At 43.2% G+C, this 26,305-nt stretch carries 21 protein-coding genes and 3 tRNA genes; 9 read left to right on the top strand and 15 right to left on the bottom strand.

The annotated features are described in order from the left end of the window. Window positions 1-7: 7 nt before the first annotated feature. The 5 genes from xni to queF form a co-directional block, all read right to left on the bottom strand. Window positions 8-775 (bottom strand): flap endonuclease Xni, encoded by a 768-nt coding sequence (gene xni / locus FKN05_RS05760; RefSeq protein ID WP_099612009.1) that lies wholly within the window; start codon window positions 773-775, stop codon window positions 8-10. 90 nt (window positions 776-865) lie between these two features. After that, entirely contained in the window at window positions 866-2,224 is a 1,359-nt protein-coding gene (gene ppnN / locus FKN05_RS05755) for a nucleotide 5'-monophosphate nucleosidase PpnN (RefSeq protein ID WP_161428098.1), read from the bottom strand. Window positions 2,225-2,447: 223 nt separating this feature from the next. Continuing rightward, window positions 2,448-3,791 carry a GGDEF domain-containing protein gene (locus tag FKN05_RS05750; protein WP_249339270.1) on the bottom strand — a complete coding sequence of 448 codons (1,344 nt, stop codon included), beginning with the start codon at window positions 3,789-3,791 and terminating at the stop codon, window positions 2,448-2,450. 292 nt (window positions 3,792-4,083) lie between these two features. Beyond that, window positions 4,084-6,354, bottom strand: coding sequence for a tetratricopeptide repeat protein (locus tag FKN05_RS05745; protein ID WP_099612010.1), 2,271 nt, complete (start codon window positions 6,352-6,354; stop codon window positions 4,084-4,086). Window positions 6,355-6,370: 16 nt separating this feature from the next. Further along, on the bottom strand, window positions 6,371-7,216 hold the full coding sequence (gene queF / locus FKN05_RS05740) for an NADPH-dependent 7-cyano-7-deazaguanine reductase QueF (protein ID WP_099612048.1): 846 nt from the start codon (window positions 7,214-7,216) through the stop codon (window positions 6,371-6,373). 92 nt (window positions 7,217-7,308) lie between these two features. Here queF and syd point away from each other — a divergent pair, with 92 nt between their 5' ends. Together syd and FKN05_RS05730 are read left to right on the top strand one after the other, a co-directional pair. Continuing rightward, window positions 7,309-7,854 carry a SecY-interacting protein gene (gene syd, locus FKN05_RS05735; protein WP_170887068.1) on the top strand — a complete coding sequence of 182 codons (546 nt, stop codon included), beginning with the start codon at window positions 7,309-7,311 and terminating at the stop codon, window positions 7,852-7,854. Between the two features lie 5 nt (window positions 7,855-7,859). Further along, the gene (locus tag FKN05_RS05730; protein ID WP_099612012.1) at window positions 7,860-8,642 is read left to right on the top strand and encodes a Zn-ribbon-containing protein; all 783 of its coding nucleotides are present in this window, start codon (window positions 7,860-7,862) and stop codon (window positions 8,640-8,642) included. Between the two features lie 211 nt (window positions 8,643-8,853). Here the strand turns inward: FKN05_RS05730 and metQ are convergent, their stop codons facing one another. From metQ to metN, 3 genes are read right to left on the bottom strand one after another with little or no spacing between them, the layout of a single operon-like run. Continuing rightward, window positions 8,854-9,663, bottom strand: a complete 810-nt coding sequence (metQ, locus tag FKN05_RS05725) for a MetQ/NlpA family lipoprotein (RefSeq protein WP_170887067.1) — start codon at window positions 9,661-9,663, stop codon at window positions 8,854-8,856. 33 nt (window positions 9,664-9,696) lie between these two features. Continuing rightward, window positions 9,697-10,395, bottom strand: coding sequence for a methionine ABC transporter permease (locus FKN05_RS05720; RefSeq protein WP_161428100.1), 699 nt, complete (start codon window positions 10,393-10,395; stop codon window positions 9,697-9,699). Continuing rightward, entirely contained in the window at window positions 10,385-11,419 is a 1,035-nt protein-coding gene (gene metN / locus FKN05_RS05715) for a methionine ABC transporter ATP-binding protein MetN (protein WP_170887066.1), read from the bottom strand. The genes FKN05_RS05720 and metN overlap by 11 nt, the downstream gene beginning before the upstream one ends. Window positions 11,420-11,632: 213 nt before the next feature. Here metN and gmhB point away from each other — a divergent pair, with 213 nt between their 5' ends. The 4 genes from gmhB to treC all read left to right on the top strand — a co-directional run bounded on the left by gmhB (window position 11,633) and on the right by treC (window position 16,623). Next, window positions 11,633-12,199 carry a D-glycero-beta-D-manno-heptose 1,7-bisphosphate 7-phosphatase gene (gene gmhB, locus FKN05_RS05710; RefSeq protein ID WP_161428107.1) on the top strand — a complete coding sequence of 189 codons (567 nt, stop codon included), beginning with the start codon at window positions 11,633-11,635 and terminating at the stop codon, window positions 12,197-12,199. 5 nt (window positions 12,200-12,204) lie between these two features. After that, entirely contained in the window at window positions 12,205-13,158 is a 954-nt protein-coding gene (gene treR / locus FKN05_RS05705; RefSeq protein WP_161428102.1) for a trehalose operon repressor TreR, read from the top strand. 289 nt (window positions 13,159-13,447) lie between these two features. Further along, complete coding sequence (gene treB, locus FKN05_RS05700; protein WP_099612015.1) at window positions 13,448-14,872, top strand: PTS trehalose transporter subunit IIBC; 1,425 nt, start codon at window positions 13,448-13,450, stop codon at window positions 14,870-14,872. A 65-nt stretch (window positions 14,873-14,937) separates the two neighbouring features. Further along, the gene (gene treC / locus FKN05_RS05695; protein ID WP_170887065.1) at window positions 14,938-16,623 is read left to right on the top strand and encodes an alpha,alpha-phosphotrehalase; all 1,686 of its coding nucleotides are present in this window, start codon (window positions 14,938-14,940) and stop codon (window positions 16,621-16,623) included. A 144-nt stretch (window positions 16,624-16,767) separates the two neighbouring features. On the opposite strand, the gene FKN05_RS05690 is transcribed toward treC, so the two are convergent. The 3 genes from FKN05_RS05690 to FKN05_RS05680 form a co-directional block, all read right to left on the bottom strand. Next, window positions 16,768-16,852, bottom strand: a tRNA-Tyr gene (locus FKN05_RS05690). An 88-nt stretch (window positions 16,853-16,940) separates the two neighbouring features. Beyond that, window positions 16,941-17,025: transfer RNA gene (locus tag FKN05_RS05685), tRNA-Tyr, on the bottom strand. Between the two features lie 88 nt (window positions 17,026-17,113). Continuing rightward, window positions 17,114-17,198 (bottom strand) — tRNA-Tyr (locus FKN05_RS05680). 346 nt (window positions 17,199-17,544) lie between these two features. On the opposite strand from FKN05_RS05680, the gene FKN05_RS05675 reads away from it, so the two are divergent. Next, window positions 17,545-18,546, top strand: coding sequence for an efflux RND transporter periplasmic adaptor subunit (locus tag FKN05_RS05675; RefSeq protein WP_249339286.1), 1,002 nt, complete (start codon window positions 17,545-17,547; stop codon window positions 18,544-18,546). Continuing rightward, window positions 18,546-21,656 (top strand): vibriobactin export RND transporter permease subunit VexH, encoded by a 3,111-nt coding sequence (gene vexH, locus FKN05_RS05670; protein WP_170887063.1) that lies wholly within the window; start codon window positions 18,546-18,548, stop codon window positions 21,654-21,656. Before FKN05_RS05675 ends, vexH begins: the two co-directional genes overlap by 1 nt. Window positions 21,657-21,723: 67 nt before the next feature. Here the strand turns inward: vexH and FKN05_RS05665 are convergent, their stop codons facing one another. After that, a complete protein-coding gene (locus FKN05_RS05665) occupies window positions 21,724-22,326 on the bottom strand; it encodes a DUF6198 family protein (RefSeq protein ID WP_099612065.1) in 603 nt (200 codons plus the stop codon). Window positions 22,327-22,803: 477 nt separating this feature from the next. Between FKN05_RS05665 and glyA the strand changes: the two genes are divergently transcribed. Beyond that, window positions 22,804-24,054: a serine hydroxymethyltransferase gene (gene glyA, locus FKN05_RS05660; protein ID WP_161428014.1), complete on the top strand. Its 1,251-nt coding sequence runs from the start codon at window positions 22,804-22,806 to the stop codon at window positions 24,052-24,054. A gap of 79 nt (window positions 24,055-24,133) precedes the next feature. Here the strand turns inward: glyA and FKN05_RS05655 are convergent, their stop codons facing one another. The 3 genes from FKN05_RS05655 to lipB all read right to left on the bottom strand — a co-directional run bounded on the left by FKN05_RS05655 (window position 24,134) and on the right by lipB (window position 26,211). Beyond that, window positions 24,134-24,460 (bottom strand): hypothetical protein, encoded by a 327-nt coding sequence (locus tag FKN05_RS05655; protein WP_099612067.1) that lies wholly within the window; start codon window positions 24,458-24,460, stop codon window positions 24,134-24,136. Between the two features lie 126 nt (window positions 24,461-24,586). Continuing rightward, window positions 24,587-25,552: a lipoyl synthase gene (lipA, locus tag FKN05_RS05650; RefSeq protein WP_099612068.1), complete on the bottom strand. Its 966-nt coding sequence runs from the start codon at window positions 25,550-25,552 to the stop codon at window positions 24,587-24,589. Beyond that, on the bottom strand, window positions 25,549-26,211 hold the full coding sequence (gene lipB / locus FKN05_RS05645; RefSeq protein ID WP_099612069.1) for a lipoyl(octanoyl) transferase LipB: 663 nt from the start codon (window positions 26,209-26,211) through the stop codon (window positions 25,549-25,551). Before lipB ends, lipA begins: the two co-directional genes overlap by 4 nt. Between the last annotated feature and the right edge of the window lie 94 nt (window positions 26,212-26,305).

The raw sequence follows: 26,305 nt of genomic DNA, 5'->3' as shown, positions 1-26,305 counted from the left end.
TACGTGTTCAGGGTTGAAAACGAATATCTTGCAAGTTAAATCCTAGCTCAATATCGGTTTTGAGCTGGGCAACTTGCTTGCATATTCTGGCCATTTCTATTTGTTCATCCAGCTTTTTTCGATATTTATCTGCGAGTTGGTCGCTGGCATAAGCCTCTTCAATGGTTGCAAATTGTTGTAGAATAGCCCTAGCAGCTTTAGGGCCAATCCCGGTAACGCCAGGTACTTGGCTCGAACTTATCCCAGTTAATCCCCAGAAATCTGCCAGTTGAGTTGGCCGCACACCAAATTCGTTGTCAATAAATGGAACGTCAAGCCAACGTTGTTGAAAGTAGTCTCGAATTTGTAATGTAGGTGACAGGAGTTGGCAATAGCCTTTATCGGTGGAAATGATAGTCACTTTTTCTTGATGACGAGCGACTTTGCAGGCGAGCGTCGCCACTAAATCATCAGCTTCGTCCCCATCAGAGAGTAATGAGTCAATCCCTAACTCCCACCACGCTTGTTGAATGGTGTCTAAACCTTCTTGCAGTGGTGTTGGCATCGGCTTGCGCCCTTGTTTATAGGTTGGTAGCAACTGGGCTCGCCATCCCCTGTCTTGTAAGTGGTGATCAAAGACAGCGATGATATGGGTCGGTGTTGATTCATCAATGATACGCTGCAGTGTTCGGCACGTGGTCGTCGCTGTTCGCATGATATCCGTGGGATCGGGTTGCGCTGAGTGCACGCGACGAATGAGGTTTAATGCATCAATTATCACAAGATGGAGAGACATAATCACAAATAATAAGGGCTGATAAGCCCTTATTGTAATGAAATAAAATGAGATGACTATCCCTGTTGTTTTATTTGCCGGTGTCAGCGCTTAAGTGGTAATACGATAACAAGGTTCATAAGCGGTGCCCCCAGGTAATTTCATTCGATGTTGCTGTACAAAATCAGCAAGCAATTTATCCATTTTCTTCATTAGCATCGGATCGCCATGCAGTTCAAATGGCCCTTTACGCTCTATTTCACGAATCCCTTCCGCTTTAACGTTACCCGCTACTATACCGGAGAAAGCTTGGCGTAAATTTGCCGCCAGTACTTCAGGGCGTTGGTTGAGATGTAAGTCTAAGCTTGCCATATTGTCATGGCTTGGTTCAAAAGGTAGTTGAAATTCAGGTTCAATTTTAAGCGACCAGTTAAAACTATAAGCATCATCATGATCTCGACGGTGTTGTCGCACCAAGGGCATTGCTTCTTTCATAATACGCGCAGCTTGAGCGGGATCATCAATCACAATGGTATAGTGTTTTCTTGCCTCTTCTCCGAGTGTGGCCGCAATAAATTGATCAATAGATTGAAAGTAAGCTTCACTCTCTTTGGCACCAGTGAGAACGATAGGCATCGGCTGCTCAGTATTTTCTGGGTGCATCATTATGCCTAAAATATATAGCAGTTCTTCCGCGGTGCCTGGACCACCTGGGAAAATAATAATACCGTGTGCCATGCGTGCGAACGCTTCTAAACGTTTTTCAATATCCGGCATAATGATCAATTCATTTACGATTGGATTCGGTGGTTCAGCAGCGATAATGGAAGGCTCCGTTAAGCCTAAGTAACGTTGTTGACGGTAATGCTGTTTTGCATGACCGATTGCTGCGCCCTTCATCGGTCCTTCCATCGCTCCTGGGCCACAGCCAGTACAGATATTGAGTTCACGTAGCCCAAGTTCATGGCCAACAGCACGTGTATACTGATATTCAGTTTCATTAATGGAATGGCCGCCCCAACAAACAATTAAATTGGGTTCAATACCTGGGATTAATGCACCAGCATTACGCAAAATTCCGAATACAAGATTGGTAATGTGGCTAGCATTGGTGAGATTTAATCGTTGCTGATCCGACAAGTGCATGTTGACATAGACAATATCACGCAGTACAGCAAACAGATGTTCTTGAATGCCTTTAATGATTTGCCCATCTACAAACGCTTGTTCAGGGGGATTGGTTAGCTCAAGCTTAATCCCACGTTCACGACGTAGGACGGTAATATCAAAGTTTTTATACTGATCCAATAACTCTTTTGAGTTATCTGTATGGCTACCGGAGTTTAGTACAGCAAGACTACAATTACGATACAGTTGATAGAGATCACTGGACGCCGTTTTTTTTAGTCGTTCTACTTCAAGCTGAGACAGTAAATCCATACTGCCTGCTGGGCTAACTTGAGTGATCATCGAGACCTCCTTAACTAAGTTACCACAGACATAATCAGGGAATGAAATTGACCTGTTGCATCAAAAAGAAACCTGAATTAGCCGCGCTGTAACCGATAGAAATATTGCTATCAATCTTGTTCGCTTCCTTTGCATTGGGGAATCTTCAACCGCACAAGATGTGAGTTTAGTCACTAACTTTTGTTATCTTATGTCAGCTTTGTATGAAAAGTAGCCGAATTGGTTATTTCCATGCTAATTGATTTGGCCCATATTTTTTGACTTCTTGCAAAGAACGATAAAGACGGTCGAGCACAATTTCAGGGGTATCCGATTCTTTAAATGCAGAGGTTGCACCACTGAGAGTCATGGTAATGTGTTTATCTCTGAACTTAAATGGTAAACGAGCAACGTTGCGCTGTATTTGCTGGATAAGTTGATGGCATTCATTATCGTTGCGCTCTGGTAGCAGAAGAATAAACTCCTCACCTGAAAAACGTGCCAATGTGTCTGTTTTATTTAGTTCTTTATGAATCGTTCTGGCGATGATTTTTAACGCTTTATCACCGGCTAAATAACCAAAACTTTCATTGATCGCTTTAAATTTATCAATATCGAGCACAGCGACACGTAAATGGTGTTGAGAACGAATCCAGCGGCGGTATTCCAGTTCCAGGTGATCATTAAATGCGGTTCGGTTGTACACTTTAGTTAGTGGATCTTGCAGTAAGCGTTGCGCTTGATCTTCTAAGCGACGTCGATAATCTTGAGTTAGTTCAAACAAGGCTTCCATTTGATTTTTGCTGTAATGCATCCGTTCAATTAATGCTTGCTCTCGTTGTTGAGCTTGATCGAGACGTTCTGATAATGATGTGATTTCTCCGAATAAGCTATTCAATGCTGCTGTTGTCGTGGGCGATTCCAGTTTGTTTAATTCATGCTGTCCACGAGTAACTAACTGGTTTAATTCTTGATTGATTTCTTGCCGGTGAACGTAGTTCTCGGTGCTTTGCTGTAAATTTTGTCCGGCACTTTTTAGGTTTTTGATTAATGCAGTATTCACTTGCTGTAAAAATTTTTCAGAGCTTTTTCGTTCGTATTGAGTACCGTCAATAACCAGCCTTAATACTTGTAAGGCGAGTTCTAACAAAGTGTCGCTATTAACACCAAGCAGTAATTTGGTTCGAATATCAGCCAGTAAATCGCCTGATTCTCCCTCAAAGTCCAGTTCGGTGATTAAATTTTGTAACTCACTGTTTAATTGAGTGAGTAAGGCATGCTCGCTCGTCGAGGGAAATGCTTGACTCAGTGTATGTGAGTTATGAGTCAAAATTTTCACTACCCGTTCATAAAGTCTCAGTAGGTGAATGGCTTGTGTCGTTTGAGCTGCTGGTTGAGCATGGGATTGGTTAAAGAGTTCTCGAAGATCACGTTTTATTTTTACTGGTATCCCGGGAATTTGCAGTAAAATATTACGGCTATGCTTGATCTGTGCATCCAGATTGTCAGTCTGTTGTTCCGTTGCTAACGAGTTCGGTTTCAACATGTGCTCCAGTACGGCTAAAGGAGAGAGAATGAAAACCTGCATTTATTGTTGTATGGCCAAGCGTTATCACGTTACGCAGCTTGATAAGCATAACGTCATGGCCTTTAGAGTAGACAGTGGAGGTAAACTCATCTCTTTTCATTCTACTTTCAAAGCGAAACGCATTTATCTAGCGTGATAACGACTGCCCAAGTTGACTGGATACTGGATATCTCTAGAACACCCATCAACAACACATGAATGAGGTTGTAACCCTGATCCTATTTACTTATTTGTCGATAATAACAAATAATTATCTCGCGTCACCTAGCTTTGCTGATTAACCGTACACTATTTATTCATCTTTTAGGAGTTTTTTGATGTCCTCCTCATTCTTACAAGATGAGTGAACTTTTATTAACCCCTGATTAATCGCTAACTGACAACATTTACGGATATGATTGGAGGCAAAGCTTGCGGCTGGCGCATTATCAATAGCTTTAAAATAGACCCAATGGCTGTTTTTATCTCTTAAGCTCAATCCGCGTGCGACACTCGTCGCCATGAGTAAGATGTCTAATAGTTCTTTATCATTAATGGCGGTATATGATCGTGGCAAGAATGGATAGTCTGCAATGCCAACCCGAATGGTTCGGTTGAGGGGTTGATCGGGCTGGAACTGTTCAATCCAAGTTTGAATTTTATCAAATAACATTTCAGGTGGTTGTGCGCGATCACTATTGGCTTCTATATATAATAAGTTGGCATCAGAAAAATGGTATAGACGAGAAGGATCGGTTAAGTGGGTCTTCAAAAAAGCGCCTAGTGCATGTTCCATTTCGACACCACGACTGTAGCCATATTGCAGGTACATGTTACGTAGCAAGGGAAGATCGATCATGACGAAACGCAGTCGATCATTGAGCGGTTCATGGATCAATTCACCAATATGCCACTGTTCATAATTATGACTGCTGCGTTGTAATGACGAAAGAAGTTGAGTATTGAGCATTCTTAAATTGGGTAATCGTGAACGAGAGTGAGTAAATAAGTTGTTGTTGAGTTCATCAATCTCATCCTGTTGTCGTTGGATGACATAACCTCGGCGCATCAAAAATAAAAACAAAATGATACAGATGATAAACAGTGAAAAGGCAATTTTTTGAAATTTGCTGTATTCCTGCTGAGTTTCCAATAACGCCTTTTCTTGGCCAACTAGATGCAACGCCTGTTCAGCAAATTCTTTTTGTTGCCGGAAGGCATCTTCGCTAATTTGATTGAGTTTATTTTGACGAATTTGCGCAATAGAATTACTACGCTTGATATTGTCTAATGCTTGGGCGTATTGTCCTTTTTGTTCATAGCCTAATGACAGCAGTCGATAAGCTTGCTCCTGTGTGGTTAAGTCACTTAAAGATTCGGCTACATTGAGTGCCTGTTGAGCATAGTGAATGACGCGTTGGCTATTTTGTTGCGAATAGGCGAGGCCAGCATTGAGCAGAGCAGCTTGACCTTGTAGTTTTGGCATCGGGTGGGTTTGTAATAGATCTTGTGCTAAGAACAAATATTGTTCTGCTAAGGGATAGTTATATAACTGTAAATAAGTAGCGGCTAAGTTTAACCTTACCTCAATCACGTTGGTGATATTGATGTCACTACTTTCATGATCAATCGCATTAAAATAATGCACGAGCGCTAAATTGTATTTACCTTGTTGATAATACACATCACCCATCCGTTTTAGTACCGCAGCTAAAACGGGAGATTTCTCATAATTACCATAAAATTCTGCAGCTTGAGAAAGATGAATCAATGTTTTATCAAAAACTCTTCGTTCATAAAAAAGTTGTGCGAGTAAGGTGTTAGCTTTGGCCAGTTGAGCGCTGGCATCAATTTCAATCGCTTTCCAATAGGCAATCAGCAACTCGGATAGTGCTAGATTATATCGTTCATGCCTAAGATAATGTTCCCCCACGACGATATGATAATCAATCATCGGTTTTTGAGCAGATAACGACTCAATATAAGGTTTTACTTCAAGAAATAAACGGTTCGCTAATTGGACATCGTTGGCTTGTGATGCAATTTCCGCCCTTAGCATGGTGGTTTGATAATCGATCTCTTTAGTTAAGCGGCTACTCTCCTTGAGCGATTCATATCGGGCGATAATGTCTCGCAATTGGGCTCGAGCTGCACTGGCATTGCCATCGAAACGCCACTGTAAACGAACCGTTAATATATCAACACTTAATTCGAGATAAGGTAATTGATATTGAATCGCGAGCTGTTTGGCATTCTCTAACCATTCAAAAGCGGCTTCTCTATGACCAAGACGAAATTCAGCGTTCGCCAGTATTTTTATTGCCTCAATGCTGCTTCCTGGCGTTCGAATGCGACTGTCGGTTTCATCTCTGCTGATACTGGCGGGATTTTTTTCTGCTTTATCGGCTAATTTTCGCTGTTGAAGATAGTCTTGTGCGAGCGCCTTAGCTTGTATCGGGGAAATGTCAATTAAGCTATAGGCTTCATTTAGCATAGGAGAAGAATAAACGGCTGCGTAAGCCCAGCTAGGTAGACAAAGCAGTAACGTCACCAAACCACGATATATCCAGCGGAAAGATTGCATCCTAAACCGATTCCTTTTATTGGCGAGCCATACGTAAATTATGCGTTGGGGTGGCATGATGGGTAGAGCGGAACGGATTAATGTCCAGACCGCCTCGGCGAGTATATCGAGCTAGAACGGTGAGTTGTTCAGGATGACAGTACCGACAAATATCGGTAAAAATCCGTTCAACGCATTGTTCATGAAACTCATTGTGTTCGCGGAATGAGACGATATAGCGCAGTAAAGCCTCCCGGTGTATCTGTGGCCCTCGATAAGTAATTTCGATACTTCCCCAATCGGGTTGATTGGTAATTAAGCAGTTAGATTTGAGTAAATGACTATGTAGCGTTTCTTCGACAACCTCAGAACTGACCGCATGGCATAATGTATCCGGGTTAAATTGATAATCGGTAATGATTATATCTTGCTCATCAATGCATTCTCCTTGCATGGTTGCAATGGGTTGATGTGTATAGTGAGCGAGAGGGTAAAGTTGTACGCTAACAATCTCTCCTGCGCATTGAGACAGATCCTGACTTAAACATTCCTGTACCGCTTGCCAAGACGAAAATTGGGTTTGATTTAAGCTATTGAGGTAAAGCTTGAAGGATTTAGACTCAATTAAATTGATACTGGTGGCAGGAATCATCACCTCACCAATAGCGACTTGAGGCAGCCCTTTGTTATTGAGCCATGAAAGCTCATACAGTGTCCAGATATCACACCCAGTGAATGGTAATGACTCACCAAGTTTGAGTTGTTCTCGATTTAAACGACGAGGCACCGGTTGCAGTAAATGGGGATCATACCGATGGCTATAATCGGTTTTTTTGCCTAGCGTCAGTCCTGCTAGCTCTTTTGCTTCAGAATATTTGCTCATCATTTATCGTCAATTCGATTAGAATATGAGGAATTTTACGCAATATGACCGCTGGTGTCACTGGCTGTCTGTGCTTTGCAATGGAGAACCGCATGACTAATTTAGTCACCCGAGCCTTATTATCTTTTACACAGCGTTACTCTAACGCCTACTTTCAGCGCTATCAAACTTTACCTTGTAGCCATGACCTCGTGGGGTTAGCTTCCGTGTGTATTCAAGAGCAAGAGGACGATAAGGTTTATTGGCAAGCACAGCAACGAAATAGTATCGCGTCTCTCGCTTCGGTGGAACAAGGAATGGAGTTAACCCTTCATCCTGACATTGATCCTTTTTATGGCACACAATATTGTGCGGATATGCCAGCTTTGTGGCGAGATCAAGCATTAACACTAGTACAAGTCTGGAATAAAGATGATTATGTCAGGCTACAAGAAAATATACTTGGTCATCTTGTCATGCAACGACGCCTTAAACAAAAACCAACCGTTTTTATCGCGACAACCGATGATGATATGACGGTAATTTCCATTTGTAACTTAACCGGGAACGTCATTCGAGAAACGTTAGGTCGTAAGCATAGAGAGGTGCTTTGCATGGATGTGGTGGACTTTTTAAATCAACTTAAACCCGCGGTGTAACTTTTATGGCTTATGTAGTAGAGCTCGAATTTGAATGCTTTGATAATACGACTATCAGTGCGGTCGATAAAGCGGTTAATGGGTTAATGGAAGCATTGCGTTTCAATGGCCAAGTACTTGGTCGTGAATTTCCATTAGTACTCGGTGAAGGGGAGTTTTTTCTTCGAGCGGTGTGTCCTGAACAAGACAGTTTGCATCCTAAATACCATTCAGATTTTGTTAAAGTCTCTCTAGAACGTTTGTCTGAGGCATGTTTACTTGCTCCGAAAGTCCGCTTATTAGGGAGGGATATTAATTCAGAGCAAGCTGCGGATTCCGTATCACCGAGTTGGCAAGTGCTTTATACCACGTATCTGCATACTTGTTCTCCATTGCGTAGCGGTGAAACATTATTACCTATTCCTTTATATCGCCATCCAGCGACATTTAACGGCGATCATAAAGCGGTCATAAAATGGCAAACCGAGTGGCAGGCATGTGATGAAATTCAAATGGCTGGTGGTTGTAAAGCGGAACACGCTGCATTGGATGAGCTGTGTGAAATACAGAGTGACTTATTTCGTCGTGGCTGGGATTTGCGAGGAAGAATTGAGTATTTAACCAAAATTCCGACCTATTATTACCAATATCGAGTCGGAGGGACGAGTTTAGCGGCTGAAAAAGCCCGTCCTTGCCCTAAATGTGGTGGTATGTGGTTACTTAAAGAACCCTTGCATGACATTTTCCATTTTAAGTGCGATCAATGTCGCATCGTGTCGAATATTTCGTGGGATTATCTGAAAAACTAAAACAGGTTAGTTGCCTCATTCATTAAATGAGGCGAGATAAAAAGGAAATAATCGCTACTTGACGTTGCAGTGATATCGGTTGCGTTCGGTTGGCCAAACTATATTGTGTCGGGCTTGACGACATTGTGTCTGGCTTCACTTAGTTACCGTCGGCCTGCAACGCCAAGTTGTTCGGGTTTATCTTATGACTGTTTTTGAGGCGTCGTTGAGTTTACCAGCCTTTTACTGAACCACCATGGAAGATGGTTGACGCTGCGTTTGCGACTTCATCGGTTTGGTATGCCTTGAGGAAGTTCTGTACATTTTCAGCGTTGACGTTATCTTGCCGTGCAACTAGCAAGTTGACATAAGGTGACTCTTTGTCTTCGACAAAAATCCCATCTTTTTCGGGAGTCAAGTTGATAGAGCTGGCGTAAGTGGTATTGATAATGGCCAATGTTACATCATCCAGTGCGCGAGGCAGTTGTGCCGCATCAAGTTCCATAATGCGCACACCTTGGGGATTTTCGATGATGTCACGGACCGTGGCCAATAGACCAACGTTCTCACGTAGCGTGATTAACCCCTGCTGTTCAAGTAACAGGAGTGATCGGCCAAGATTGGTTGGGTCATTCGGTACCGCAATACGGGCTCCTTGTTCTATTTCATCGATGTTTTTGATCTGTTTTGAATAGCCAGCGATAGGATAGACAAAAGTATTACCAACAATGGCCAATTTATAGCCACGGTCAGCGATTTGTTTGTCGAGGTAAGGTTTGTGCTGGAATGCATTGATATCAATTGAACCATCATCTAATGCCGCATTAGGGGTAACGTAGTCTGTGAAGGTAACCAGTTCGACATTCAGGTTATATTTTTCTTTGGCAATTTTGGCGGCAACCTCTGCAACTTGAGCTTCGGCACCGGCAATGACCCCAACTTTGACGCTATTGACATCGACATTTTTTTCACCACAGCCAGACAAAACCAGCGCTGATGCAGCTACTGTAGCAGCCAATAGCCCTTTTAAGTTCAACTTCATATCTATTCTCCTTGTTATAAAACGATATTTTACTTATTTGTGATCAACGCGGCGCACGAGAAAATCACCGATGGATTGAATGATTTGTACTAAAACGATCAGCATAACCACCGTCACGGCCATAATCGTGACATCATAACGGTGGAACCCGTAACGGATTGCCACATCGCCTAAACCGCCACCGCCAACCGTACCAGCCATAGCGGAATAGCTGACCAGGGTAACTAAGGTAATGGTCACTGAATTTAAGATCGTTGGCATCGCTTCAGGTAGAAGTACTTTACGGATAATCTGCATTGGTGTTGCCCCCATCGCTTGGGCTGCTTCAACCAAACCGCTGGGCACTTCGATAAGAGCGCCTTCAATCAAACGCGCAACAAAAGGGATTGCGCCGATGGTTAAAGGGACGATCGCCGCAGTCGTGCCAATAAAGGTTCCGACTAATAGTTTCGTCACCGGGATAATCGCAACCATTAAGACTAAAAATGGTACCGAGCGGCCAATGTTGACGATAGCACCTAATATTTTGTTGAGTCGTATATTTTCTAATAACCCTCCTTTTTTAGTGAGGTGCAAAACGACGCCAAGTGGAATGCCGATAGCAAAGCCAATTAAGCCAGCAACGGCGACCATATATATGGTTTGCCAGGTTGCCGTTAACAGTAAGTCGCTGTTTAAGCTCAGCCACGCACTAATGGCATTCAGCCAGTCTACAATAATATTAAAGGACATAACCGAGCACCTCGACTTTTACGTTGTTGTCTCTGAGATATTGAATTGCGGCGCTATCATTTTGTTCGTCACCAAAGATTTCTGCCACCATCATGCCAAATTTTACCCCGCCAGCGTAGTCAAGATCGGAGCTGAGGATGCTTACATCGATATTAAACTTGCGAGAAATCTGTGACATCAGGGGAGCATCGACGGTTGAGCCAGTAAATTCGAGACGAACCAAAGGGTAACTGCCCGTGACTCGTTGTGGTTGTAAACGCGCTTGGTAATCGTCTGGAATAGACAGATCCAATGTCGAACGAATAAACTGATGCGCTAAGGTGGTTTTGGGGTAAGCAAAAATATCACCGACACTACCTTTTTCTACTAATTGTCCATCGCCGATGATGGCGACCTCGTGACAAATGTTTTTAACTACATCCATTTCATGGGTAATCAGCAAAATCGTAATATTTAATTGTCGGTTGATCTCTTTTAGAAGCTCAAGAATGGATTGCGTTGTTGCCGGATCAAGCGCACTGGTTGCTTCATCACAAAGTAAAACTTTAGGATCAGACGCTAAAGCGCGCGCAATTGCAACGCGTTGCTTTTGCCCACCACTTAAATTGGCTGGATAAGTATCTCGCTTTTCTGCTAAGTCTACTAAGGTCAATAATTCTGTCACTTTACGAGCAATATGTGTCGAGGGATGACCGGCTAACTCAAGGGGTAGCGCGATATTTTCAAACACCGTTCGGGAAGAAAGCAGGTTAAAGTGCTGAAAAATCATCCCAATATTGCGCCTTGCTTGGCTGAGCTGTCTGTTGTTCAGTGTCGTTAAATCGACACCATCGACAATGACACTACCACTGGTTGGTTTTTCCAACATATTGACGCAACGTATCAAGGTGCTTTTGCCTGCGCCTGATGAGCCGATAACACCAAAGATAGTGCCTTGTGCAATATGGAGATTAATGTCTACCAAGGCGTGAATTTCTTGATTACCTTGATAGAACACTTTATTTACTTGATTAATTTGAATCATAAAACCATGCCGCGTTCTTTCACTCTTGTCGATTGATGCTATGAGTTCTGTGATTTTAAGTCAATAGATATTTTTACGTCTAGACGGCTAAAACTTTTTTATGCTGTTAAGTATCGAACAAGAGGGGCTTGATTTTACTGGTAGACTTTCAACCTAGCATATTGGTGCTAGTTGAGTATAATTCTTGGAAAATCGTCACTAGAGAGCAATGTTTTGGCTAAACCCGCTGTGTTTTTAGACCGTGATGGGGTGATTAACCTCGATACGGGGTATGTGCATGATGAGCACGATTTCCATTTTATTGATGGTGTTTTTGATGCGACTCAACAATTGAAAGAGATGGGCTATCTATTAGTGCTGGTGACTAATCAGTCTGGGATCGCTCGAGGTCTCTTCAGTGAAGATCGCTTCTTATCCCTCACTCAGTGGATGGATTGGAACTTTGTTGATAATGGGGTTGAATTTGATGGTGTCTACTACTGTCCACATCATGCTGAACAGGGGATTGGAGACTATAAGCAAGATTGCGACTGCCGTAAACCAAAGCCGGGCATGTTTTTTTCAGCGCGTGATTTTTTGAAAATTGATATGGCGAGGTCGGTGATGGTGGGTGATAAAGTCGAAGACATGATGGCCGCAGAGGCTGCTGGGGTAGGACAGAAAATTTTAGTGCGCACCGGTAAACCGATTACTTCACAAGGTGAAACTTTAGCCAATGCGGTTCTCGATAGCATTGCGAATGTACCCGCCTATCTTCGCTCTTTATCTTCGGCTATCTGAACGTTATGAGTAAAAAACTGACGATCCTTGATATAGCAAAACTCTCCGGTGTCGGAAAATCGACCGTATCGCGAGTTCTCACCAATGATCCGAAAGTGAGGCCAGAGACGCGCGCGCGGGTTGAGCAAGTGATCGCTGAATCTGGCTATGTGCCGTCAAAATCGGCCCAATCTATGCGTGGTGGAAGCCAAAAAGTGGTTGGCGTTATTATTTCTCGTCTTGATTCGCCGTCTGAGAACCGTGCGGTCAGTCGTATGTTGCAAGTGCTTTATCAGCATGGCTATGATGTGGTCATTATGGAAAGCCAGTTTGACAGACAAAAAACGTTAGCTCACCTGCAAGTGTTGGCAAAGCGTAATGTTGATGGGGTAATTGTTTTTGGCTTTACTGATATCGATTTATCGACATTAGCGAGTTGGAATAAACGCGCTGTGCTTGTTGCAATGGACTGTGAATTTGTTTCTTCTATCAATTATGATAACCAAGGTATTATTAATCAAGCTTTGAGTTATCTCCAACAAAAAAATCTATCGCAAATCGCCTTTATTGGCGTTAATCCTCGAGATAAAACCACGGGGTTAATGCGTCTACAGGCTTATCTCGACTGGTGTGAGGCGAACGGCAAGTTGCCTAATTATCAAACCGGTGAGCTAGATCATGAAAGTGCCTATCAATTGGTCGACCACGTTTTATATCAAGACACTCAGGCGATTGTCTGTGCCAGTGATACCTTGGCATTAGGTGTTATCAAGCGCTTACAAGAGCGGCAACGTGATGATATTGCTGTGACTGGTGTTGGTGGTAATGAGCTTCTTTCTTTTCTCTTTCCGAATGTATATAGCGTTGATCCTGGCTACCATCAGGCAGGTGAAAAAGCGGCTAACTTACTGATTCATCAGTTATCAAACGATAGCACTGAGTGCGTTCATATCACACAACGACCAGCATCCACCTTGTGAGTAGCGCTCCCATTTCTTCTCTTTGACGTTTCGTTTTCGAATGATGGACTTTTTATGCATTGTAGCCATTTTCTTTCAATATGGCTTTTGTGTTTATTGGTGCTATCTAGGTTTCGTCAGGAAGCGGTTCTTGAGATAAACCCCGAACCATTTGTGATCCATTTCAATTTATGGGACTGTTCCCATTTTATCTTAATATCGAATATGTCAGTATCTGACCATTCGAATGGGATTGTTCCCATTAAAATATCAACTATGATAAATGAAAAACAAATGGGGTGGATGGGATATGGCTAAGATAGCGAAACAAGACGTCACTCGTCTGATTGAGCTGATTGGTGGCAACGAAAATATTGCGAGTGTCAGTCACTGCTTAACACGTTTACGGTTTGTACTGAATGATACCGCGAAGGCTGATAGTAAACAGATTGAAACGCTAAGTATGGTGAAGGGGTGTTTTACCAATGCTGGGCAGTTTCAGGTCGTGATTGGTACTGAAGTCGATCAAGTTTATAAAATTTTATTATCGTTAACGGGGAAATCAGAAACATCGAAAGATGATGCGAAACTCGCCGCTCGGCAGAATATGAATGTGCTTGAGAGAGGAATATCTCATTTAGCTGAAATTTTTGTCCCACTATTGCCAGCGATCATTACCGGGGGGCTTATTCTGGGCTTTCGTAATGTGATTGGTGACATTAAAATGTTTGACGGTCAAACCTTGACCGAGATTAGCCAGTTTTGGGCGAGTGTGCATGCCTTTTTATGGTTGATTGGCGAAGCCATCTTTTTCTTCCTTCCTGTTGGGGTGTGCTGGTCAACGGTAAAAAAACTGGGTGGGACACCGATCCTCGGGATCACGCTTGGGGTGACTTTGGTTTCCCCCCAATTGATGAATGCTTACTTAATCGGCACGCAGGTGCCAGAGGTGTGGGACTTTGGTTGGTTTGCGATTGAGAAAGTTGGCTATCAAGCTCAGGTCATTCCGGCTATTTTAGCTGGTGTTGTGCTCGCGTTTATTGAAACGAATTTAAAACGCATTATTCCTTCTTATCTCTATCTTGTGGTGGTTCCTTTCCTTTCTATTATTCTGGCTGTGATTTTAGCCCATGCCTTTATTGGCCCATTTGGACGTGTGATTGGTGACGGGGTGGCTTACGCGGCTAAAGCAGCGATGACGGGTGATTTTGCGGTACTTGGTTCCATGGTTTTTGGCTTTTTGTATGCGCCATTAGTGATCACCGGTATTCACCACACCACCAATGCCGTAGATTTACAACTGATGCAAGATCTCGGCGGGACACCCATTTGGCCGCTAATTGCGTTGTCAAATATTGCGCAAGCATCTGCTGTGATGGGAATCATCATCATTAGTAAAAAACAGGGTGAGCGAGATATTTCTATCCCCGCGGCTATTTCAGCTTATCTGGGCGTTACAGAGCCAGCAATGTACGGGATTAACCTAAAATATAAGTTTCCTATGCTGAGTGCGATGATCGGCAGTGCATTAGCGGCGGCAATTTGTGGCAGCGCTGGTGTCATGGCAAATGGTATTGGTGTGGGAGGGCTTCCAGGAATTCTTTCTATCCAGCCACAATACTGGGTTACCTATCTGCTGGCGATGTTGGTTGCCATTGTTGTGCCTGTAGCGTTGACCTTACTGATGTATAAACGTGCGCAATTAAAAGATGATTTAGCACCAGCAAGCGAGTAATTCTATTTTAGAGTGGTCGATTACCACTCTTTTTTCTCCATTTTTAGTCAGTGAGTAGAGAGCAGATGAGAGCAGTTAATAGCGATAATGAATGGTGGAAAACGGCCACGATTTATCAAATTTATCCGAAAAGTTTTTGTGATAGTGGTGCAAAAGGAACGGGCGATCTACAAGGGATTATTAGCAAGTTAGATTACTTAAAGCTGTTGGGGATCGATGCGATTTGGCTTACCCCCATTTATCCTTCACCGATGATTGATAATGGATATGATATTGCCGACTATTATGGCATTAATCCAGACTTTGGTTCGATGGCAGATTTTGAACAACTGCTCAATGAAGCCCATCAGCGCGATATTCGTATCATTATGGATATTGTGGTTAACCATACGTCAACCAAACACGCTTGGTTTCAGTCGGCTATTGGTGATAAAGCAAGCCCTTACCGAGATTATTATATTTGGCATCCCCCTGTTAATGGTCAGGTTCCCAATAATTGGCAATCGAAGTTTGGTGGCAGTGCTTGGGCTTTGGATGAAAAAACACATGAGTATTATCTACATCTTTTTGCTCCAGAACAGGCGGATTTAAATTGGGAAAACCCTCAAGTACGTCAAGAAGTTAAAGATATTATTCATTTCTGGGCTCAAAAAGGCGTTGATGGCTTTCGGCTTGATGTCATTAATCTCATTTCTAAACAGCAAGATTTCCCTAATGATGAACAAGGAGATGGTCGACGATTTTATACCGATGGCCCAAAAGTTCATGACTATTTGCAAGAAATCAGCCGTGATGTCTTTCAACGCTATGGTAGTGTAACGGTCGGCGAGATGTCATCGACCACGTTAGAGCATTGTCAGCAATATTCAGCATTAGATGGTAAAGAGCTTTCGATGGTATTTAATTTCCACCATTTAAAAGTGGACTACCCAAATGGTGAAAAATGGGCCAAAGCGCCATTTGATTTTTTGCAATTGAAGCAGATTTTTAACCACTGGCAAACTGGGCTTAATGGCCAAGGCTGGGGAGCTTTATTCTGGTGTAATCACGATCAACCTAGAGTGGTGAGTCGTTTAGGCGATGATCAGCAGTATCGTGTTGAATCGGCAAAAATGTTAGCGGCATCCATTCATATGATGCAGGGAACTCCCTATGTTTATCAAGGGGAGGAATTGGGCATGACGAATCCTGGTTATACTTCCATTGAGCAGTATCGTGATGTGGAAAGCACCAATATGTATGACATTATGGTTAATCAGAAAGGTGTCAATAAAGAGGACATGTTGGCTATTTTAGCCGATAAGTCACGCGATAACTCACGAACACCGATGCAATGGAATAGCGCTGTATATGCAGGGTTTAGTCAGGCGACACCGTGGTTATCCGTGGCTGAAAACTATCAGCAGATCAATGCAGAGCAAGCCTTAGCGGATAACAGTTCTGTCTTTTATTTTTACCAACGTTTAATTCAATTGCGTAAAAAGGTTCCCGTGATCACACAGGGAGATTATCTTGATTTGTTGCCGGATCATCCAGCCATTTTTGCTTATCAAAGACGGGATGATAAACAGACTCTATTTTGCCTTAATAACTTTTATAGTGGAGAGGAGGAGTGTGTTTTACCTGAATGGGTGCAATTAGAGAATGCGCGTTATTTATTGGGAAATTACTGGTTACCAACAGATCAACCAGTGCACGCTCATCAAATACTGCGTCCTTATGAAACACGAATTATTTTGGTTGAGCATTAAATAGGGTCTGTTGACCGATCTACGGCGTTATTGGCTTCAAGGCGGAATCGGCTTGAAGCCTTTTTATTTGTGAGTGAGAAGTCATTCACTGATTGATTGGAGGGTAATAAAAAAGCCCACTCAATGAGTGGGCTTTCTCTAATATGGTGGAGGGGGACGGATTCGAACCATCGAAGGCGGAGCCGGCAGATTTACAGTCTGCTCCCTTTAGCCACTCGGGAACCCCTCCAAGGGGTTTTAACGGGCAGTCATACTACCACGTACTTAACTGAGGTTTTCCCAACACATCAATCAAGGGTTTCTCTAATGAGAGAATATGGTGGAGGGGGACGGATTCGAACCATCGAAGGCGGAGCCGGCAGATTTACAGTCTGCTCCCTTTAGCCACTCGGGAACCCCTCCAGGGGTTTTTAACGGGCAGTCATACTACCGCGTACTTAACTGAGGTTTTCCCAACACATCAATCAAGGGTTTCTCTAATGAGAGAATATGGTGGAGGGGGACGGATTCGAACCATCGAAGGCGGAGCCGGCAGATTTACAGTCTGCTCCCTTTAGCCACTCGGGAACCCCTCCAGGGGTTTTAACGGATAGTCATTGACCATCACGTAAGTTAATCGACGTTTTCCCAACGCATCAATTAGCTGCGGAGCGCATATTATCAAACTCGCTCTTACTGTAAACCCTTTTTTTATGATTTTGAACTGAATGCTGGCTTTTTGGGCAGAAGTTATTAACTACGCTACGATTATGCGGGTAAAATGACAGCTATCCATATGATTTTCTCTGAGATCTTTACGTTACTTGACGTTTATTTACAAGATAACCAGTTACAATAAAGCAAGTTTCTTATTGTTTGACCTTAACCATGAAAAAATTATCATTTCTTGTTCGTTACCTATACACGTTCTTGGCTATTTTTATGTTCTTTCCCTTGGCGGCAAAGGAAGTTAAAAGTGTCCCAGTGGTCATTGAAAGCGTACAGATGCACCAAGTGTCACAGCATTTATCTCTGGTGGGTAAACTCCAGGCCGAACAATCGGTTGATATTGCTTCTGAAGTTTCAGGAAGAGTGGATTTTATCGCTGTAGCAACCAATCAAATCGTTAAAAAAGATCAACTGTTGGTCAAGTTAAATGACCATAAAGCTCAAGCAGCATTAGCGGAAGCACAGGCTTATTTGGTTGATGAACAACGTAAGTTGGCTGAATTTGAACGTTTGGTTAAACGCAGTGCCATTACTCAAACGGAACTAGATGCTCAAAAGGCCAGTGTCGATATTGCTCAAGCAAGGCTAGATGCAGCCAAGGCAAAATTGGCAGATTTACATATTACCGCGCCTTTTGATGGTACGATTGGATTTGTTGATTTTAGCCGTGGTCAGTTGGTCAATGTCGGTAGTGAATTACTGACATTAGATAATTTATCGCTGATGCGCTTGGATCTTTCGATTCCAGAGCGTTATTTGTCTAGTTTGTCACTTGGTATGTCGGTATCAGGTCAAACGTCGGCTTGGCCTGATCAAACCTTTCACGGTACTTTGGTTGCGATCAATTCACGCATCAATCAAGACACCCTCAATTTACCGGTTAGAGTTCACTTTGATAATAAAGAGGGAAAGCTAAAACCGGGAATGTTGCTTTCGGCTCGGATCGATTTTCCCGCCATCAGCGCTCCGATTATTCCAGTACAGGCTTTGGAGTATTCCGGCACGAAACGTTATGTATACGTCCTTGGTGACGATCAACGAGTCATCCGAACCGAGGTATTCTTAGGGGCGCGGATCGAAAATCAAGTCGTGATAGAAAAAGGGTTATCGATTGGGCAGCGTATTGTTGTGCAAGGTATTGTCAATATGCGCGATGGATTATCTGTTACCGAGGTGACCCAAGAGGGGTATCCTGTGGTAAGGGGTGAGCAATAATGTTGTTATCAGATTTTTCGGTTAAGCGGCCTGTTGCTGCGTTAGTCCTGAGCTTGTTGCTGTGCGTATTCGGTTTTGTCTCTTTTTCTAAATTGGCGGTTCGAGAAATGCCAGATATTGAAAATCCTGTGGTTTCAATATCAACGCGGTATAGCGGGGCTTCGGCTACCATTATCGAAAGTCAGATCACTTCAATTCTGGAAGACCAATTAGCCGGAATTAGTGGTATTGATGAAATCAGTTCTGTAACCCGTAATGGTATGTCACGGATTACCGTCACTTTTGATTTAGGCTACGATTTAAATACAGGCGTCAGTGATATTCGTGATGCGGTCGCCAGAGCGCAACGTTCTTTACCAGAAGAAGCGGATGACCCACTGGTATTTAAAAATAATGGTTCTGGTCAGGCTTCGGTCTACATCAATTTAAGTTCTTCTACGATGGATCGAACTCAGCTTACCGATTATATCGAGCGTGTATTGGTTGATCGCTTTAGTTTGATCAGCGGTGTCAGCTCAGTGGATGTTTCTGGTGGGCTCTATAAAGTGATGTATGTACGTCTTAAGCCTGAACAAATGGCTGGGCGAGGTATCACGACCACTGATATTTCTAATGCTTTACGGCGAGAAAATATAGAAAGCCCCGGTGGGCAAGTTCGAAATGATTCGACGGTGATGTCGGTACGTACCGCGAGAAGTTATCAAACACCGGAAGACTTTCAATATTTAGTCATCAAACAAGCCAGCGATCGTTCCCCGATTTATTTACAAGACGTTGCGGATGTTTTTATTGGTGCAGAAAACGAAAATTCGACCTTTAAAAGTGATGGCGTGGTAAATGTGAGCATGGGAGTAGTGCCACAATCGGATGCTAACCCACTTGATGTTGCACAGCGTGTTCACAAAGAAGTGGATCGTATTCAACAATTTTTACCCGATGGAACGCGGCTCGCCATTGACTATGACTCGACCGTTTTTATTGAACGTTCAATTGATGAAGTGTACAGCACTTTATTCATTACTGGTGGATTAGTAGTGTTGGTACTGTATATCTTTATTGGACAAGCCAGAGCAACTTTGATCCCCGCCGTTACTGTACCGGTATCTCTGATTTCATCCTTTATTGCTGCGTATTATTTTGGCTTTTCCATTAATCTCATTACCTTAATGGCTTTGATTTTATCAATTGGGTTAGTGGTCGATGATGCGATTGTGGTGATGGAAAATATTTACCACCATATTGAACAAGGCGAAAAACCGCTATTGGCAGCCTATAAAGGGACTCGAGAAGTTGGATTCGCGGTGGTGGCCACGACCTTAGTATTAGTTATGGTTTTTTTACCCATCTCATTTATGGATGGTATGGTGGGGTTATTGTTTACTGAGTTTTCTGTTTTGCTCTCAATGGCGGTTATTTTTTCATCATTAATCGCATTGACATTAACGCCAGTCTTAAGCAGTAAGATCTTAAAAAGTGGTACAAAACCAGCGCGTTTCACTTTGTTGGTCGATCGTTTGTTTAGTCGGTTAGAGTCGGGGTATCGCTTTGCTCTGAAAGGTGCACTTCGTTGGAAATGGGTGGCACCTATCGTTATTCTCGCGTGTGTCAGTGGGAGCTATGCCTTAAATAATATGGTTCCGGCACAGTTGACCCCTTCAGAAGATAGAGGGGTTATTTTTGCTTTTGTCCGTGGTGCAGACGCAACCAGTTATAATCGAATGGCAGCCAATATGGATCTGGTCGAGTCGCGTTTATTGCCTTTACTAGGGCAAGGTTTCTTGAAGTCATTTAGTATCCAATCGCCCGCTTTTGGTGGCAATGCTGGGGATCAAACCGGCTTAGTGATCATGATCTTAGATGATTGGAATGAAAGAGAGATCACCGCACAACAAGCGCTTGGGCAAATTCGGCAAGCGTTAGACGGTATCCCGGATGTGCGTGTATTTCCATTTATGCCCGGTTTTCGTGGAGGGTCGAGTGAACCCGTTCAATTTGTGTTAGGCGGCGCAGATTATACGGAGTTACAAAAATGGGCAGAGCAGTTGCAGCAAGAAGCAACCAACTCCGGCATGATGACTGGAGTCGACAGTAATTATTCGGAAAAAACGCCTGAATTAGTGGTGTCGGTTGATCGACAACGAGCTGCACAGTTGGGTATTAGCGTGCAAGAATTATCCGAAACATTGGAAGTGATGTTAGGAGGGAAAAAAGTCACCACATTTGTTGAGCGGGGTGAAGAGTATGATGTCTACTTACGTGGCGATGAAAATAGCTTTAATAATGTCGCCGATCTTAGCCAAATTTATATGAGAACCTCATCTGGAGATTTAGTCACGCTTGACACGATCACTCAGATTGAAGAGGTTGCATCACCCATTCGGCTTTCCCATTATAATAAGCAAAAAGCAATCACCATTACGGCTAACTTAGTCGAAGGGTATACGTTAGGCCAAGCTTTGGACTTTCTAGATCAAAAAGCGATAAAGCTATTGCCCAGTGATATTACCGTTAGTTATTCAGGCGAATCGAAAGATTTTAAAGAGAATCAATCGAGTGTTGTGGTGGTTTTTGCATTAGCACTGCTTGTTGCCTATCTGGTATTGGCTGCCCAGTTTGAAAGCTTTATCAATCCTCTGGTGGTGATGTTTACCGTACCAATGGGCGTGTTTGGTGGTTTCATCGGATTGTTTGTCATGGAGCAGGGGCTGAATATCTATAGTCAGATTGGCATGATTATGCTGATTGGTATGGTGACCAAAAACGGCATTCTCATCGTTGAGTTTGCCAACCAACTGCGAGATCGTGGTTATGAATTCGAACAGGCTATTATTGATGCGTCTGCACGCCGTTTAAGGCCAATTTTGATGACCGCATTTACCACCTTAGCTGGTTCTGTTCCACTGATTCTTTCCACGGGGGCAGGGTATGAAAGTCGAGTATCGGTGGGGACGGTGATTTTCTTCGGTATGGGGTTTGCTTCGTTTGTGACCCTGTTTGTGGTGCCCGCCATGTATCGGCTACTGTCTCAAGCGACTCGTTCTCCTGGTTATGTAGAATCTGAACTTAACAAAGCGTTAAGCCATGATGTGAAAGGTAGAGCGAGCCATTAATGGCTGATAATGATAAATCTTGAGCCGACCATGTTCGTCGGCTTAAGATCTGCTAGAAGGCTTCGAATTAAGGTTGGTAAGTCACTTTATAGCGAGTGGGTTTATGATTCATTGCCAATACAATATTAAGAATCAATGCCCCAAAAATCGAAAGCAGGATCGTAATCGGTGAGACAAGCAATAATGAGCTGGCCAAAATGATCCCATCAATGGCCATTTGTGTTTTACCGACAGAGATAGCATATCGATCTTGAATATATAGGCAAAGCACATTAAACCCGCCCAGGCTTGCACGGTGGCGGAAAAGAATCAGCATACCCAAGCCCATCAGCAAACCTCCTGCCAAAGCACAATAAAAGGGATTTACAGTGTTGAGTGAAATAAATAGCGATAAGTGATCGGCGAAGAGAGAGACCAAAGCACCACATATCACACTGTTTAAAGCAAATCGACGGCCAAAACGACGCCAAGCCAACAGATAAAATGGGCTATTGGCGATAAAGTAAAGAACGCCGAATGACCAAGGTAGCAAATGGGTCAAGAGCAATGCGAGCCCGGCGGTTCCTCCAGTAAGCAGCTCTCCAGCTTGAAGAAAAAAAACGCCTTGAGCGACTAAAAAGGTGCCAGTTAACATCGCGATAATATCTTCTTTATGGGTATGTTTTTCCATATTGACCAATATGTTCCCTATTCTTTCAGTTTGAGTATAGTGGCTGGTGGTCTTTCCTTGTCCGACTTGAACGAGGGCGATGATCAGCCAAAATGTATAAATAAGTCGTAGTCGGTTGGTGAGAAGGGAAATCGACTTATTCGGTCTATTTAGACCAGTAATCCGGTATACTAATGAAAACTCATTATTTTCGGTAGCAAGCGGAACAAAATTAAGGTACACCTATGTCACTGGCGCTTTACAGCGTGTAAAGCGTAAAATTGACACTTCGACAAGTGGTGCGCTTTTCCCAAGCGATAAGATGAAAAAACTTGTCCGTCATTATGAAAAAACTGCATGATATTTTGTGTGATTTGGGCTTTATGCTAAAGAACAAATTAGGTAGAATGCGCCCCATTAGGGTGACGAAAACGTTTGCGTTTGGGTCATTGTGTGGTTTTTAGCTAATTTCAGATAAATCTGAGTCAGGAGATACAGATGCTTAAGCGTGATATGAATATCGCTGATTACGATGCGGAGCTATTCGCAGCAATCCAAGAAGAAACCCTTCGCCAAGAAGAACACATCGAGCTTATTGCTTCAGAAAACTACACTAGCCCACGGGTTATGGAAGCGCAAGGTTCTCAATTAACCAACAAATACGCAGAAGGTTACCCCGGTAAACGCTATTATGGTGGCTGTGAATACGTTGATAAAGCAGAAGCATTAGCGATTGATCGCGCTTGTCAGCTATTTGGTTGTGAATATGCGAACGTTCAGCCGCACTCAGGTTCACAGGCAAACAGTGCCGTGTATATGGCACTGCTTAACCCAGGCGACACGGTTCTGGGGATGAGTTTAGCGCACGGTGGTCATTTAACTCACGGCTCCCCGGTAAACTTCTCTGGCAAGCTTTACAACATTATTCCTTATGGCATTGATGAGAGCGGTCAGATTAACTATGACGAAATGGAAGCCCTTGCGATTGAGCATAAACCTAAAATGATCATTGGTGGTTTCTCTGCTTACTCACAAATCGTTGATTGGAAACGGATGCGTGAAATTGCGGATAAAATTGATGCGTATTTATTTGTCGACATGGCTCACATTGCTGGTTTGGTGGCTGCAGGGGTTTATCCAACACCAGTACCCTATGCACATGTTGTCACCACAACAACGCACAAAACGTTAGCGGGGCCGCGCGGTGGTTTGATTTTGTCAAACGCAGGCGAAGAGTTGTATAAAAAACTCAACTCAGCGGTATTCCCTGGTGGTCAAGGTGGCCCTCTAATGCACGTAATCGCGGCTAAAGCGGTGGCATTTAAAGAAGCGATGGAGCCTGAATTTAAAGCTTATCAAACTCGTGTGGTACAAAATGCCAAAGCGATGGTGAGCCAGTTCCAAGCTCGTGGTTATAAAATTGTATCCAATGGTACTGAAAACCACCTATTTTTGGTCGATCTGATTGATAAAGATATTACCGGTAAAGATGCTGACGCTGCGCTAGGTGCCGCGAATATTACCGTTAATAAAAACTCGGTACCTAACGATCCTCGTAGCCCATTTGTTACGTCTGGTATCCGTGTTGGTAGCCCAGCGATTACTCGCCGTGGTTTTACGGAGCAAGATGCGAAAGATTTGGCGAACTGGATGTGTGATGTCTTAGATAACATCAACGATCCTGCTGTGATTGAAGCAACGAAACAGAAAGTCTTAGCGATTTGTAAGCGCTTACCTGTGTACGCATAACGGCTAGTGGTTTTATTGGAAAATAAGGCCCGCATTGGCGGGCCTTATTTATAGACGAATGAGTCAATCATTGGCGATACTATTTTGAAATGCTTAGCAAGGTGCCTGACTTGCATTGAAAAAGATAGTACTTACTACTTTCGCTAAATTTACCTAACCCTTCACCATCACAATAATCAATGTTGATATCTCGCATGGTGTTTAATGTCTTTTCACTTTGTAGAGCAAACTTAGAGCCATCGGCGCAGACAATACGTACTCGACCATCATCACTGACCGAATAGATATTCACTTCGGTATTACACAGCTCAAAAGAGGCTTCACGAAAATTATCTTGTTGGGTATTAGAGCTACACCCAGCAGTCACTGCTACGGCTAGTAAAGCAAGAAAGCCGACTTTATTCATTAGCATGATCCTTATTGTCTAGATAGCGATGTTCTGTCTGCCCAAGCTAATCATTATTATTGATGTATTTGTTTAGTTTAATAAAAAAGTCGACATTTTGTCGACTTTTCTGCTATTCAGATGAATCTATTTAACTTCCATGCCTTTCGCTTGCAAATCAGCATGGTAGGAAGAGCGTACAAATGGCCCGCAAGCAGCATGGGTAAAGCCAAGCTCAAGGGCGATTTCTTTTAGCTCATCAAACTCTTCAGGTGGGACGTAGCGTTCAACCGGTAAGTGGTGGCGACTGGGGGCTAGATATTGGCCTAGCGTTAACATGGTGACACCGTGTGCACGCAAGTCTTTGAGAACTTCAATGATCTCTTCTTTGGTTTCCCCAAGCCCCATCATTAAGCCTGATTTAGTTGGGACATCTGGGTGTCTTTCTTTAAATTTTTTCAACAGTTCAAGTGACCACTTGTAGTTTGCTCCGGGGCGAGCTTTACGATACAAACGAGGGGCGGTTTCAAGGTTATGGTTAAAAACATCGGGTGGATTATCATTGAGTTTATCTAAAGCGATATCCATGCGACCCCGAAAATCGGGTACTAGTGTTTCTATTCGAATGCCTGGGTTGAGTGCTCGTATCTCCCGGTTACAATCGGCAAAATGCTGGGCTCCTCCATCACGTAAATCATCACGATCAACGGAGGTGATCACCACATATTTGAGTTTCATGTCATGGATAGTTTGGGCCAGTTTTTGGGGTTCTTCACTATCGGGCGCGATGGGGCGGCCATGGGCAACATCACAGAAGGGGCAGCGACGAGTACAAATCGCGCCAAGAATCATAAAGGTTGCAGTGCCGTGATTGAAACATTCAGCGAGGTTTGGGCAAGAAGCTTCTTCACACACGGAGTGAAGATTATTCTTACGCATTGCTGCTTTGATATCTTGGATACGTTGGCTATCCGCCGGTAATTTAATTTTCATCCATGCCGGTTTACGTAAAACTTCATGCTGCTCGGTGGGCATTGTCTTAACTGGAATTAAGGCCATTTTATCGGCGTCACGGTACTTAACGCCTCTTTCCATTTGAATTGGTTTGCTCATGCTATTTTACCTGTCAAAGGTGCTTCAGTGCTAAATTCGACTTGTTGATAACCGAATATACGGACAAGCTCTTGGATCATATTTTGTTCAACATCCTCAATACGGTGAGGGCCAGCTATGTCAGAAACCTGTGTCATTTCCATTCCTTGATAACCACAGGGGTTAATCCGTAAGAAAGGAGATAGGTCCATATTGACATTGAGGGCTAAGCCATGAAATGAACAGCCTTTACGAATACGTAAACCGAGAGAACAAATTTTTTTCTCTGCGACATACACACCGGGAGCGTCAGCTCGAGCATGCGCGTCAATGTGGTAGGTATTTAGCGTATCAATGACTAAGTGTTCAATATGGTTAACCAGATCTCGTACGCCTAGATGTTTGCGTCTTAGATTAATAAGGACATAAGCGACAAGTTGGCCAGGCCCATGATAGGTGACTTGGCCGCCGCGATCACTTTGTACAATCGGAATATCGCCAGGATTGAGAAGGTGCTCAGGTTTTCCGGCTTGGCCTTGGGTGAACACTGGATTATGTTCAACGAACCAAACTTCATCGCGAGTTGTTGCATCTCGCTGATTGGTGAACTGGTGCATCGCTTGCCAAACGGGAAAGTAATCTTGCCGTCCCAATTGTCTGATAACAAGTTGATTGTCCATTGCGATTGCCCATTCATAATATATAAAGTTTTTTGATTATAAACCTGTTAGGTCATTTGAACTACTCATCTGGCTGGCTTTTTTAACATTATAT

This window comes from Vibrio sp. 1-1(7) (assembly GCF_013048485.1).
GTDB lineage: Bacteria > Pseudomonadota > Gammaproteobacteria > Enterobacterales > Vibrionaceae > Vibrio > Vibrio fujianensis.
The sequence above is the reverse complement of the archived record's forward strand: the minus strand, read 5'-3'. Positions and strand labels throughout refer to the sequence as shown.